12 protein-coding genes and 1 riboswitch are annotated in these 12,078 nt (G+C 75.6%); of the genes, 5 read left to right on the top strand and 7 right to left on the bottom strand.

The window, feature by feature from the left end; translation table 11 throughout:
• Nucleotides 1–23 precede the first annotated feature (23 nt).
• Complete coding sequence (locus tag ACLWS4_RS34225; RefSeq protein WP_416876158.1) at nucleotides 24–992, top strand: helix-turn-helix domain-containing protein; 969 nt, start codon at nucleotides 24–26, stop codon at nucleotides 990–992.
• 86 nt (nucleotides 993–1,078) lie between these two features.
• Nucleotides 1,079–2,122 (top strand): helix-turn-helix domain-containing protein, encoded by a 1,044-nt coding sequence (locus ACLWS4_RS34230; RefSeq protein ID WP_416876159.1) that lies wholly within the window; start codon nucleotides 1,079–1,081, stop codon nucleotides 2,120–2,122.
• Nucleotides 2,123–2,145: 23 nt separating this feature from the next.
• Here the strand turns inward: ACLWS4_RS34230 and ACLWS4_RS34235 are convergent, their stop codons facing one another.
• The 5 genes from ACLWS4_RS34235 to ACLWS4_RS34255 form a co-directional block, all read right to left on the bottom strand.
• Entirely contained in the window at nucleotides 2,146–3,081 is a 936-nt protein-coding gene (locus ACLWS4_RS34235) for a VOC family protein (protein WP_416876160.1), read from the bottom strand.
• Between the two features lie 55 nt (nucleotides 3,082–3,136).
• Entirely contained in the window at nucleotides 3,137–3,874 is a 738-nt protein-coding gene (locus tag ACLWS4_RS34240) for a YoaK family protein (RefSeq protein WP_416876161.1), read from the bottom strand.
• Nucleotides 3,855–4,379: a DoxX family protein gene (locus tag ACLWS4_RS34245; RefSeq protein ID WP_416876162.1), complete on the bottom strand. Its 525-nt coding sequence runs from the start codon at nucleotides 4,377–4,379 to the stop codon at nucleotides 3,855–3,857. The genes ACLWS4_RS34240 and ACLWS4_RS34245 overlap by 20 nt, the downstream gene beginning before the upstream one ends.
• Nucleotides 4,380–4,429: 50 nt before the next feature.
• A complete protein-coding gene (locus ACLWS4_RS34250; protein WP_049653335.1) occupies nucleotides 4,430–5,092 on the bottom strand; it encodes a hydrolase in 663 nt (220 codons plus the stop codon).
• Nucleotides 5,093–5,164: 72 nt separating this feature from the next.
• Nucleotides 5,165–7,048: an amidohydrolase gene (locus ACLWS4_RS34255; RefSeq protein ID WP_416876195.1), complete on the bottom strand. Its 1,884-nt coding sequence runs from the start codon at nucleotides 7,046–7,048 to the stop codon at nucleotides 5,165–5,167.
• 347 nt (nucleotides 7,049–7,395) lie between these two features.
• On the opposite strand from ACLWS4_RS34255, the gene ACLWS4_RS34260 reads away from it, so the two are divergent.
• Nucleotides 7,396–7,911, top strand: a complete 516-nt coding sequence (locus ACLWS4_RS34260; protein ID WP_416876163.1) for an NUDIX hydrolase — start codon at nucleotides 7,396–7,398, stop codon at nucleotides 7,909–7,911.
• Here the strand turns inward: ACLWS4_RS34260 and cobF are convergent.
• Nucleotides 7,874–8,632 (bottom strand): precorrin-6A synthase (deacetylating), encoded by a 759-nt coding sequence (gene cobF, locus ACLWS4_RS34265; RefSeq protein WP_416876164.1) that lies wholly within the window; start codon nucleotides 8,630–8,632, stop codon nucleotides 7,874–7,876. The two genes, ACLWS4_RS34260 and cobF, sit on opposite strands and share 38 nt — an antisense overlap.
• Before the next feature lie 118 nt (nucleotides 8,633–8,750).
• Nucleotides 8,751–8,891: riboswitch (cobalamin riboswitch) on the top strand.
• A 97-nt stretch (nucleotides 8,892–8,988) separates the two neighbouring features.
• Between cobF and ACLWS4_RS34270 the strand changes: the two genes are divergently transcribed.
• Both ACLWS4_RS34270 and ACLWS4_RS34275 read left to right on the top strand, forming a co-directional pair.
• On the top strand, nucleotides 8,989–10,080 hold the full coding sequence (locus ACLWS4_RS34270; RefSeq protein WP_416876165.1) for a prenyltransferase/squalene oxidase repeat-containing protein: 1,092 nt from the start codon (nucleotides 8,989–8,991) through the stop codon (nucleotides 10,078–10,080).
• A gap of 29 nt (nucleotides 10,081–10,109) precedes the next feature.
• Nucleotides 10,110–10,580, top strand: coding sequence for a flagellar hook-length control protein FliK (locus tag ACLWS4_RS34275; protein ID WP_416876166.1), 471 nt, complete (start codon nucleotides 10,110–10,112; stop codon nucleotides 10,578–10,580).
• Nucleotides 10,581–10,664: 84 nt separating this feature from the next.
• Here ACLWS4_RS34275 and ACLWS4_RS34280 read toward each other — a convergent pair whose 3' ends face one another.
• The gene (locus ACLWS4_RS34280; RefSeq protein ID WP_416876167.1) at nucleotides 10,665–12,077 is read right to left on the bottom strand and encodes a hypothetical protein; all 1,413 of its coding nucleotides are present in this window, start codon (nucleotides 12,075–12,077) and stop codon (nucleotides 10,665–10,667) included.
• Between the last annotated feature and the right edge of the window lies 1 nt (nucleotide 12,078).

Raw genomic sequence — 12,078 nt, forward strand, 5'->3', positions numbered from 1 at the left:
GGCTTCGACGGGAGGACGGTCAGATGGGTGTGCGGGGGACGGCCGGGGCGGTCGTGGACGGGGGGAAGGCCGCGTTCCGGGGCGGTGCGGCGGCGCCGGTGCCGGTGGGGGCGCATCCGCTCACCGGGCGGCCGTCCGACGGGCTCCCGGTGTCGCACCGGCTCGGCTACGTGCGGATCTCCACCCTGGACGGGGACACCGCCCGGTTCTCCCGTAGCGCCGACCTGATCGCCCCGGCCCCGCGCACCGAGCCGCGAGTCGGGGTCGGGGTGCAGGAGTCCGGCCGGGCCGTGCTGGAGCAGGACGGGCGCCGCGCGGAGGTGCCGCCGGGCGGGCTCGTCCTGTACGACGCCGGGCGGCCGTTCGCCGTCGAGTACCCGGGGCGCTTCCGCACCCACCTGTTCCAACTGCCGTGCAGGCTGCTGGGCGTGTCGGAGCGCGACCTGCGGTACGCGGCGGGTACGGCCGTCGGCCCGGCGGACGGCTGCGGGCCCGTGCTCGGGCCCTTCCTCGGCACCCTGGCCGCCTCCGCGCACTCCTACCCCGGCCCGGTCGGGGACGAGCTGGCCGGGCGGGTCGCCGACCTGGTGAGCGCGCTGGTCGTCCAGCTGGCGGCGGACGGCCCCGGCAGTGTTGGCCCCGACGGCCCGAACGAGCACCTGGTCCGGCGGGTGCGGGAGTACATCGACCAGCGGCTGGGCGACCCGGAGCTGACGCCCGAGCGGATCGCGCACGCCCACCGGATCTCGGTGCGGTACCTGCACCGGCTGTTCGAGCACGAGGGAGTGACGGTGAGCCGGCTCGTCCGGCAGCGCCGCCTGGAGGCCTGCGCCCGCGAACTGGGCCGCCGCGGCCGGACCGCCCCGACCGTGTCGGCGGTCGCCCAGCGCTGGGGCTTCGTCAACCCGGCGCACTTCAGCCGGGCCTTCCGCGCCGCGTACGGGGTCTCGCCGCGCGACTGGCGCCCGCTCCGGACCGACGGGGCCTGCTGACGAGCCGCCGAACCAGCACGACCTGGGCCACCGCCGCCGAGGCGCAACCCGGCGCGGTCGGGCCCGCAGACCGAACAGGAGCACAGATGTCCGTCGTCCCGACCGCCGTTCTCGACACCGCCGGGGTGCCGGCCGCCGACCGCGCCGAGTACTGGCACGAGGCGGTCTCCCGTACCTTCGTCCCGCTCGACGTCGTCCTGCGCGAGGACGCGCCCGCGCCCGCGACGATCACCAGCCACCGGCTGGGCGCCGCCCAGGTCTCCCTGGTCCAGGCCGGCCCGCAGCGGGTCGAACGCAGCGCCCGGCTGATCGCCCGCGGTGGCGAGGACCACCTCACCCTGGCGCTCCAGCACCGCGGCACCGCCCGGCTGCTCCAGGACGGACGCCAGGTGGAGCTGCGCCCGGGCACCTTCGCGATCTCCGACGCCGGGCGGCCGTTCAGCAAGGAGCTGCCGGAGCCGTTCCTCTTCACGGCCTTCCACTGGCCGCGCTCGGCCGTCGGGGTCACCGAGGAGGACCTGCGGGTGCTCACGGCGACGGCCTTCGACATCCGCGAGGACGACACCGCCCGCCTGGTGGGCGCCTACCTGGACTGCCTCTCCCGCTCGGCCGGGAGCATGGAGCCGCCGGCGGCCGCCTGGCTCGCCACCACGGCGCTCGACCTGCTCGCGGTGCTCGCGCACGAACGCCGCGGCCGGTCCGTACCGGAGGCGCCCGAGGCGGCCCTGGCCACCCTGGCCCGGATGAAGGACCACATCCTGCGGCACCTGGGGGACCCGGAGCTCTCGCCGGAGCGGATCGCCGAGGCCCACCACGTGTCCGTGCGGTACCTGCACAAGCTGTTCGGCTTCGAGGGGGTGACGGTGACCCGCTGGATCCGGCGCCAGCGGCTGGACGCGTGCCGCCGGGACCTCGCCCGTACGGCGACCCGTTCGGCGACCGGTCCGACGGGTGGCCCGGCGACCGTGGCGGCGGTCGCCGGGCGGTGGGGCTTCGTGAGCGCCAGTCACTTCAGCCGGGCCTTCCGGGCCGCCTACGGGGTCTCGCCGCGCGAGTGGCAGGCGTGCGCCCGGGCGGGCCTCGCCCAGGGAGGCGCGGCCCGGCCGGAGGGGTACGGCATCGCGGTGTGACCGCCCCCGTGCCGGGGCACCGGTCACCGGTCGCCGTGCAGCTCCGCGACGTAGCCGCCGGGGAACCGCACCATGGCGCTGTCCCGGCCGTCCGCCCGGACCGGGCCGGACAGCACCGACGCGCCGGCGGCCTTCGCCCGCTCCAGGGTGGCGCCGAGGTCCGCCACGCCGTAGCCGGTGAGCTCCCGGCCGAAGGGGTACGGCAGGTGGCCGTCCGTCACGGCGACCGTCGTGGTGCCGAAGCCGGAGGTGAGGCGCAGCAGCCGGTAGGCGGTGCCGGGCAGTCCGATCGCGGCGCCGTCGGCCCGGCGGTCGTCGGAGACGATCCGGCCGTCGGTGAAGGCGAGGAAGCTGCGCAGGAAGGCGCCCACCGCGTCCGGTGACAGGTAGAGCCGGTTCTCCGGCACGCTGGCGAGCCCGGGGTAGGAGGGCGGGGTGGTGTGGACGTACAGCTGGGCGTTGACGCCGCCGGGGAACTGGACGACGGCGTCCCGGCCGATCGGGTCGGCGAACGGGGCCACGGTGACGGCGGCCCCGTCGGCGCGGGCGGCGCGGACCGCCTGGTCGAGGTCGGTGACCAGCCAGCCGGTGCGCTCGGTGCCGAAGGGGTACGGGACGGGCGTGGTGTAGTCGAACACCGAGAGGGTGCCCACCGGGGAGACGACCAGTTCGGAGAGCGTCCGGCTGGGCGTGGGGGTCACCTGGGTGGCGTTCGGCCCGATCGTGCTGCCGCCGAAGGTGGCCACCCAACTGGCCGCGAAGGCCTGCTCGGTGCCGGGCTCGACGTACACGTGGGTGGAGTCGTACTGGGGGCCGACGGCGAACTGCCGGTGCCCGGCGGTCGGCGCGGCCTGGGTGCCCTGGGCGGGGGCGGCGGTGGGGACGGCCGCCAGCGCGGCGACCGCCGCCACCAGCGGGACCAGGCGTCGGGTGAGGCATCGGGTCAGGGGGCGTTGCACGGGGGTGACCTCCCGGTCGTGGTCGGTGCGGGTGCTCGGAGTGTCGGTGCGGTGGTCAGGCCGTCGGTGCGGCCCAGGGCGCGTCGGGCCCGTGGGCCGCCGAGAGCCGGTGGGCGGCCAGCGCCGTGCCCAGGAGCAGCAGGGCGGCCAGGGCGAGGGCAGTGGCGGTCCGGCCGTGCAGGACCAGGACCGCGCCCGCGAGGCCGCCGAGCAGCATCGCCAGGGCGGAGAGGATCCGGCGCCCAGGCCGCGGCGCGGTGCCCCCGGCCGGGGCCGAGTCGGAGGCGAGGCCGGTCAGGGTGAGGGTGAGGACGGTGGTGGTCAGGTCGGGTACGGCGAGCCGCCGGGCCACCGCGTTCTGCAGGCCCATGCCCAGGCCTAGCAGGACGATCAGGGCGTAGCGGGCGCCGGCGCCGTCCGCGAGCGCGGCGGTGACGGCGGCGCCGGCGGTCAGGGCGGTCTGGACGCGGGCGGTCAGGGCCAGCAGGCGCCCGCGGTGGTCGGCGGACCGGCCGGCGAGCCGTCCGCCGCAGAGCGCGCCGGTCAGGAAGGCCGCGAGCGAGACCAGCGAGGCCGTGGCCGACAGGCCGGAGGCGCCCGCGAGGGCGAAGCCGAGGAAGACCACGTTGCCGGTCATGTTCGCCACGAAGACGTGCCCGAGGCCGAGGTAGCTCACCGCGTCGACCACGCCGGTGGCCACCGTCAGCAGCAGCATCAGCGGCGGCAGCGGTCCGTGCCGGTCGGTGCGCGGCGGGGCGAGCGTCCGCAGGGCGTCAGTGAGCAGGGGGCGCAACGGCGGTGGCTCCTTCGGGCGTGGCCGGGCGGTGCAGGACGGCCCGGGTGAGCAGTCCGCTGGCGGGGCCGAGCACGACGGCCGCGGCGGAGATCCAGAGCGGCCAGGCGGTCAGGCCGACGGCGTGGTCGACGGACCACCGGCCCGGGCCGGTGAGGGCGAGCGCCCCGGTGACGACGACCAGGACCAGCGGGTACTCGTAGCCGTCGTCCTGCACCCAGAGCCCGTGCGGCAGTTTGACGGTGATCGCGACCGTCATCACCCCCATGGCGACCATGGCCGCCGGCGGGGTGAGCGCGCCCAGGGCCAGGAACAGGCCCGATCCGATCTGCCCGGCGCCCGCGGCGAGCGCGGTGGGCGTCCCGCCGCGGAAGCCGTCGTGGCGGAACTCCGCCGTCCCGCCGGCGAGGCCGTGGCCCCCGAGGCGGTGGCTCACCTTCTGTACTCCGTGCCCGGCGATGAGCAGGCCCACCACCACGCGGAGGATCAGCAGTCCGGTATCCATCGTGTCCTGTTCCTGGTCCCTGGTTCCTGTGCTTCTTGTGCGGTGCCGGCTCAGCCCGCGGCGTGCTCGCCGAGGAAGGCCTGGGCGTAGACGATCCCGAGGCCGTATGCGCCGCCGTGCTCCTTGACGATGTCCGTGACCACGCCGTACGTCTCCGTGCGGGCCCAGTCACGCTGGAGTTCGAGCAGGACCTGCACCCAGGTGACGGGCACCGCGCCGGCCTGGGTCATCCGCTGGACGGCGTGCTCGTGGGCCTGCGGGGAGACGCCGCCGGAGGCGTCGGTGACGACGTAGACCTCGTAGCCCTGGTCGATCATGGACAGCACGGGAAGGACCAGGCAGACCTCGGTCCACAGTCCGGCTATCACGACCTTGCCGCGGCCGGTGGCCTTGACCGCCTCGACGACCGCCTCGTCCTCCCAGGCGTTCATCGAGGTGCGGTCGAGGACCTCGGCCTTGGGGAAGACCGCCGCCAGCTGCGGCAGCAGCGGGCCGGAGAAGGACTCGGCGGCGACGGTGGTCAGGACGGTCGGCACGTCGAAGGCCCGGGCGGCCTTGGCGAGGCCGACGGTGGCGTTGACGATCGCGGTGCGGTCGCCGCTGCCGGTGCCGAAGAACATCTGCGGCTGGTGGTCCACGAACAGCACCACGGCGTTGTCCGGGGTGAGCAGGTCGGGGCTGGGGGTGGCGCTGACCTGGGTGAGGTCGACCATGACGGGGTTCCCTTCGGTGCGGTGGGACAGGGTCCTTCGCGCGGTGGTCCGCGTGAAGGCGGGGCAGGTGGATCAGAGGAGGAAGCAGGGGTCGAACGGCGCTCCCTGCTCGGCGGCCAGGCCGCGCGCGACCCGCCAGCGGTGGTGCAGCTCGGACTCGGCGACGGCCTCGCCGAGCAGCTCCGCCTGGCGGGCGCCCGCGCCGTGGGCGGGGCGGGCGGGCTGGTAGCCGCCGAAGTGGGCGACCGGGCTCCAGCCGGGGCTGACCGGCGGGAGCTCCTCGTCCATGCCCTCGTACTCGGCCGCGGCGTGGACGATCCGGCCGCCGACGACGGTCAGCACGGACTCGATGGACGGGATCTCCGGCTCCGGCACCGTGAAGTAGTCCTCGGACAGCACCGCCAGGTCCCCGTAACTGCCCGGCCGCAGCACGCCCTTGACGTCCTGCTCGCCGGTGAGGGCGGCGCCGGCCGTGGTGTACATCGCGAGCGCGGTCGCCCGGTCGACCCGGTTCTCCGGGGGCCGGATCGCCAGGCCGCCGACCGTGCGGCCGGAGACCAGCCAGTGCAGGGCGACCCAGGGGTTGTAGGAGGACACCCGGGTGGCGTCCGTGCCGGCGGCCACGGTCAGTCCGCGCGCCAGCATGGCGCGGACCGGCGGTGCCTCGGCGGCGGCAGCGGCGCCGTACCGGCGGGTGAACACCTCGCCCTGGAAGGACAGCCGGTTCTGCACGGAGAGCGAGCCGCCGAGCGCCGCGATCCGGTCCAGGCTGTCCGGGGAGACGGTCTCGGCGTGGTCGAAGAGCCACCGGTTCCCGGCGGGGAAGAGCCCCTCGGCGGCGAGCCCCTCGAACACCGCGAGGTCGCGCCGGATCGTCTCGTCGTACGTCGCGTGCAGCCGGAAGCCCCAGCCGTGCTCGGTGAGCAGGCGCACGGCCTTGGCGAACTCCCCTTCGTAGGCGTTCAGTTCGGGGCGCGGCTCGGCGAAGTTCTCGAAGTCGGCGGCGGCCCAGGTGAGGTTCTCGCCGGCGCCGTTCAGCCGCAGCCACTCGTCGCCGTCCCCTGGGCGGACCGTCTCGACCCAGCGGGTGAGGTCGTCCAGCTCCTGGCCGGGGGTCTGCGGGAACAGGTGGTAGGCGATGCGGAGCGAGAGCAGCCCGTCGCGGGCGAGTTCGGTCACCGTGGCGTAGTTCTCCGGGAAGCTCTGGAACCCGCCGGCGGCGTCGATCGCGGAGGTCAGCCCGAAGCGGTTCAGCTCGCGCAGGAAGTGCCGGGTGGACGTCCTGCGCTCCTCGCCCTCCAGTGTCGGGGCCTTGGCGAGCGTGGAGTAGAGGACCAGGGCGCTCGGGGCGGCCAGCAGCATGCCGTTGGGCTCGCCGCCGCGGCCCCGGACGATCTGGCCGCCCTTCGGGTCCGGGGTGTCGCGGGTGCAGCCGACGGCGCGCAGCGCGGCGCGGTTGAGGACCGCCGACTGGTAGAGGTGGAGGACGAAGACCGGGGTGTCCGGCGCCGCCTCGTTCAGCTCGGCGGGGGTCGGCAGCCGCCGCTCGGCGAACTGCTCCGCCGACCAGCCGCCGACCACCCGCACCCACTGTCCCCGGGGTGTCCGGGCGGCCTGCTCCCGCAGCATCGCCAGGCCCTGGCGCAGCGACCGCACGCCGTCCCAGCGCAGCTCCAGGACGTAGTTGAGGCCGCCGCGGATCACGTGCAGGTGCGCGTCGTTGAGGCCGGGCACCACGCGGCGGCCGAGCGCGTCGACCACCACCGTGGACGGGCCGACGGCCGGGGCGACGTCCGCGTCGTCCCCGACGGCCGTGATCAGGCCGTTCCGGATGGCGAGGGCGCCGGCCTGCGGGCGGCGGGCGTCCCCGGTGTGGATCCGGGCGTTGCGGACGACGACATCGGCGGCGTGTTCGGTGACGTTCTCCGTGCGGGGGACCAGCCCGCCGACCGGCATTGCAGGCACCTCGACGGCCTCCAGTCATGGGTTCGGGCCGCCGCCCGGAGCGGGCGGCGGCGCGGCGCGGTCGAGCCGGACGAGCCCAAAAGGCCGTCCTGCTCGATCTCATGACGGAACGTTAGGCAGTGGCATGGTGCCGGAATTGGCCGACAGCGCACCGGCACCGGTCCGGGAGCGCACCGGCCGGTATCCTCGCCACGGCGGCGATCCGACGGCGACGCTCCCACCCGGGCAGCCGGGCGTTCCACTGTCGCCGGTGGCGCACGTGCTCGGCCGACCGGCCGCCGACGAACGGGCCGTTCGTCGGATGTGCTCCCGAATACGCTCACGAAAGAAGGAGGACCATGGCTCGCGTCCGCGTCGCGGTGTACGTCACGAGGCCCACGGCGAGCGGACCGGAGCTGCTGTCCTTCACCCACCGGGACTTCCCCGAGGCCGGTGTCCAGGTGCCGGCCGGGGGAGTCGAACCGGGGGAGGACCTGGAGAGCGCGGCTCGGCGGGAGTGCCTGGAGGAGACGGGGATCGCGGTGATCCGCGAGCTGTACGCCCTCGGGGTCGACCAGTCGCCGCATCCGGAGACCGGGGTGGAACGGGTCACGGTGTTCTTCCATGCCGCGCTCGGCCAGGCGGCACCCGATGGGTGGCGCCACGTCGTCGGCGGGGTCGGCACCGACGACGGGATGGTCTTCGACTGCCGCTTCGCCCCGTTGGACGACGTGGGCCCCACGCTCGTGGACGGCCAGGACGGCTTCCTCGGGATGATCCCCGCGCGGGTGCGTCCGGCGGTGGGCGCCGCCCCGGGCGAGGGGCGGCGCCCGCCGGTCAGCTCCCGGAGCGCCGCAGCAGGTAGGTGTCCATGATCCAGCCCTTGCGCTCGCGGGCCGACTCGCGCAACTCGCTGATCCGGGGGGCGGCTTCGGCCAGCGGCCCGGCGACGAGGATCTCGTCGGGGGTGCCGAGGTAGGCGCCGTAGCGGATCTCCAGCCCCTCCGGGTCGATCCCGGTGAAGGCGGCGCGGCCGTCGAGCATCACCACGACGTCGTCCACGCCCTCGGGGAAGCTCTCGGCCAGTCGGCGGCCGGTGGTGATCTGCACCGGGCGGCCGACCCGGGTCAGCGTGGTGCGGTGGCGGGCGGCGAGCGCGGAGACGCTGCTGATGCCCGGGACCACCTCGTAGTCGAAGCCGACGGCGCCGCGGGCCAGGACGTCGTCCACCACGGCGATGACGCTGTCGTAGAGGCTCGGATCCCCCCAGACCAGGAACGCGCCCGTCTCGCCCTCGCCGAGGTGCTCGGAGAGCAACTGCTCGACCAGGTCGGCCCGGCGGACGCGCCAGTCGTCCACGGCGGCCGCGTACGCGGGGGTGGTCCGGTCCCGCTCCGCGTCCGGTGCCTCGACCACCCGGTGGCCGGGCCGGCCGTGCTCGGCCAGCATCCGGCGGCGCAGCCGGATCAGGTCCTGCCGGTCCTCGTTCTTGTCGAGGATGAAGAAGACGTCCGTGCGGGCGAGCGCCTTGACCGCCTGCAGGGTGAGGTGGTCGGGGTCGCCCGCGCCGATGCCGATGACGAAGATGTGCCGCATGGGAGGCATTCTGCCGTCCGGGACGCCCTGGTGCTGCCGGCGGCCGGGAGGGGCGCGTCGCGATGTCGGGCGGCGGCCACCGTGATGTCACGTTCGAACCCTTGACCGGATCTTTTCCGTATCGCCATGATGGGCCGTCATGTTGTGACTCCGCCGCTGGGGGAAGTCCGGTTCGAATCCGGCGCTGGCCCGCAACGGTAGGCCGCCGGCTCCTGGTCGGCGGCGAGCCCGAGTACCCGTCGGCGGAGGCGTGTCGTCCCTCCTCCCGTCGTGGTCCGCGGGCCGGAGCCCCGAGGGCAGCCCCGGCTGTCGCCGCCGCCCTCCGGGCCCCTGCGCACGGGCCCGGAAAGGCCACCATGCCCACGCTCCGCCGCGCCCTCGGTCTGCTCGCGATACCCGCCGTGGCGCTCGCCACCGCACTCCCGGCGGCCACCGCCGCCCACGCCGCGCCCGAGAACGCGCCCGCCGCCGCGACCTCGTCCCCGACGGTCCGCCCCGACGCCGCCGCGGGCGGCTGGCTGGCCCGCCAACTCGTCGACGGCGACCACTTCGAGTCCGTCTTCAACGGGACCGCCTACCCCGACCAGGGCCTCACCATCGACGCCGTACTGGCCTTCGCCGCCTCGCGCGGCTCCGACGAGGCCGCCGCGAAGGCCACCGCCTGGCTGGCGAAGCCCGAGATCATCGGCGGCTACCTCGGCGACGGCACCACCGAGGCCTACGCGGGCGCGACCGCCAAGCTGCTGCTCGCCGTCGAGGTCCGCGGCGGGGACCCGGCGGCCTTCGGCGGCGTCGACCTGCCGGCCCGCCTGCGTTCGCTGCAGACCGCCGAGGGCCGGTTCTCCGACCGCTCCCAGTGGGGCGACTACAGCAACGCCTTCGGCCAGTCCCTCGCCGTGATCGCCCTGCACCGCACGCCCGGTGGCGCCCCGGCGGCGGCCGTGGACTTCCTGGCGAACAGCCAGTGCGCGGACGGCGGCTTCCCGCTCTCCTTCGGCCAGGCCGCCTGCACCGGCGACGCCGACGCCACCGCGCTCGCCGTCCAGGCCCTCGCCGCCACCGGGCGCGCCGCCAAGGCGAACACGGGCCTGGGCTGGCTCACCGCCCACCAGAACGCCGACGGCGGCTTCGCGGCCGCCGGGGCGACCGCCTCCAACGCCAACAGCACCGGCCTGGCCACCCAGGCGCTGCTCTCCGGCGGACGCCTCGGCCCCGGCCTCAAGGCCTGGGGCCGGCTGGTGAAGCTCCAGCAGGGCTGCTCCGCCGACCCGGCGGTCCGCGGCGCCGTCGCCTACGACGCGACCGGCTTCAACGCGGGCAACGGCGCCCGGGCCACGGCGCAGGCCGTCCTCGGCCTCGCGGGCACCCCGCTGTCCACGCTCTCCGCCTCCGGGGCCGCCCCCGACGCCCCGACCCAGGCCTGCCCGCCGGTCCCGGCCACGCGCTGAACCACGCTGACACCGCGAGGAGTTCACCGATGAGCGACACCCCCACCCCGGCCCGCCGTACGCTCGGGTCGATCGCCGCCGCGGCGGCCCTCACCGCCGGACTGCTCGGCGTCTGCGCCGTCCAGGCCCCGCAGGCGCGGGCGGCCGCCTGCGGCGGCACCACCGGAGTCACCGTCGTGGTCGACTTCACCGCCGTCGGCGGCGGCATCCAGACCGGCTGCGCGCCCGGCGACCCGGCCAGCGGCCTGGCCGCGCTCACCGGCGCCGGATTCTCGTACGCCTTCCACCCGCGCTACCCGGGCTTCGTCTGCACCATCAACGCCCTGCCGACGACCTGCACCAACCCGACCGGCAGCGCCTACTGGTCGTACTGGCACGCCCAGCACGGCGGCCCCTGGTCATACAGCAGCCTGGGCGCGGGCAGCTACGACCCGGCCCCCGGCGACGTCGAGGGCTGGTCCTTCGGCGCCGGCGCACAGCCGGGCACCACCGCGCCCTGACAGGCGGAGGGCCACCGGCGCCCCGCCCCCTTCTCCGGAAGGGGCCGGGGCGCCGGTGCCCCCGTCCTGCGTCGCGTCGTGCGGTCAGCCGCCGTAGCGCAGCGAGACGGTGTCGCCGAGGTGGACGGTCGCGGCCCGGGCGGCCGGGGTGGCGGTGGCGCCGTCCAGGCTGAGCTTCCAGGTGGAGGAGCCGGCGTTGGCCGTGCCGTTGAGCGCGGTGACGGTGCCGCCGCCGGTGGACGGGGTGACGGAGGTGACGCAGCCGCTCGGGGTCGCGGTGGCGGCCGCGTCGAGGACGTCGCCAAGGGTCGCGGTGGTGCCGGTCGGGGTGAGGGTGACGGCGCAGACCCTGAGCGCGCCGGTGCCGTCGTCGACGACCAGCGGGAGCCGGGCGGCGGTGCCGGCGGTGAAGTCGGTGGTCGCGGCCCAGGCGGGCTCGCCCGCGGTGGTCGGGGCGGGCGGGGTGGCGGTGAACCCGGCACCGGCGACGGCGCGCAGGCCGTCGACGGAGGCGTAGGCGGACGGGCTGGTGTCGGTGGGAAGGTACTTGAAGCCGCCGCCGGGCTTGAACTGCTGGGAGATCAGGAAGTCGACCGGGGTCTTGCCGGTGCCGCTGGTGAAGTCGGTGCCCTGGGGGTTGATGCCGCAGGCGTTGAGGCCGGACACGGCCCAGCCGTTGGAGTCGGTGTTCACCCCGAACATGGCGTTGAAGGCGCCGGAGGAGGCGAGCTTGCCCTTGAGGAAGTTCTTGGCGGCGACGACCGCGGAATCGGTGTTGGGCACTCCGGCGGTGCAGAGGGAGGCCATGGCGGCACCCGTCATGTCGATGTCGCTGCCCTGGGCGAGTGCCGTCGGGTCGCCCGCGGCCTTGCTGTAGTTCCAGCCGCCGTCGTTGTGCTGGTTGGCGCGCACGGCCGTGACGGAGGCGTCGAGCAGCGGCTGCGGGGCGCGCTGGGCGCCGGCCTGGGTCCTGGCGCCGGCGAGGGCGAGCAGGCCGAAGACGGTGCCGTTGAAGTTGGCGGACGGGCCGTAGTAGCCGGGTTCGGCGGTCTGCCAGTAGGCGGTGAGGTCGGCGAGGAGGTTGCGGCCGGGGCCGACGCGGGCGGGGTCGATGCCGGCCGCGTAAGCGTTGAGGACGGCGCGCTCGTAGTCCGTGGCCACGGGCGAGGTGCCGGGCCAGCCGGGGGCGGCGAGCTGGTTGCGGTAGACGAGGCGGGCGTTCCTGCTGCTGTCCCCGCCGGGGGTCACGTCGGCGGCGGCCGTTCCGGCGGCGGCGAGCGCGCTGAACGCCCACTCGTTGGAGAGTCCGCCGCCGGTGACGTAGCTGCCGTCGGCGGCCTGGAGGGACTTCAGGTACGTGACGCCGGTGCTCTTGGAGGTGGCTATCTGGGCCGGGGTGGCCGTCGCGTGGGCGGGGACGGCGGAGAGCAGCAGGGCGCCGGCCGTCAGGGCGACGGTGGTCGCCGAGGCGGCGCGGGACGAGGTGCGGAGGGGCACG

The sequence above is a fragment of the Kitasatospora sp. SC0581 genome (assembly GCF_048159585.1).
GTDB lineage: Bacteria > Actinomycetota > Actinomycetes > Streptomycetales > Streptomycetaceae > Kitasatospora.

Bases quoted from the DNA above. Each gene is read 5' to 3' on its own strand.
- ACLWS4_RS34225 (WP_416876158.1), top strand. From the start codon at position 24: ATGGGTGTGCGGGGGACGGCCGGGGCGGTCGTGGACGGGGGGAAGGCC.
- ACLWS4_RS34230 (WP_416876159.1), top strand. From the start codon at position 1,079: ATGTCCGTCGTCCCGACCGCCGTTCTCGACACCGCCGGGGTGCCGGCC.
- ACLWS4_RS34245 (WP_416876162.1), bottom strand. From the start codon at position 4,379: ATGGATACCGGACTGCTGATCCTCCGCGTGGTGGTGGGCCTGCTCATC.
- ACLWS4_RS34250 (WP_049653335.1), bottom strand. From the start codon at position 5,092: ATGGTCGACCTCACCCAGGTCAGCGCCACCCCCAGCCCCGACCTGCTC.
- ACLWS4_RS34255 (WP_416876195.1), bottom strand. From the start codon at position 7,048: ATGCCGGTCGGCGGGCTGGTCCCCCGCACGGAGAACGTCACCGAACAC.
- ACLWS4_RS34260 (WP_416876163.1), top strand. From the start codon at position 7,396: ATGGCTCGCGTCCGCGTCGCGGTGTACGTCACGAGGCCCACGGCGAGC.
- cobF (WP_416876164.1), bottom strand. From the start codon at position 8,632: ATGCGGCACATCTTCGTCATCGGCATCGGCGCGGGCGACCCCGACCAC.
- ACLWS4_RS34270 (WP_416876165.1), top strand. From the start codon at position 8,989: ATGCCCACGCTCCGCCGCGCCCTCGGTCTGCTCGCGATACCCGCCGTG.
- ACLWS4_RS34275 (WP_416876166.1), top strand. From the start codon at position 10,110: ATGAGCGACACCCCCACCCCGGCCCGCCGTACGCTCGGGTCGATCGCC.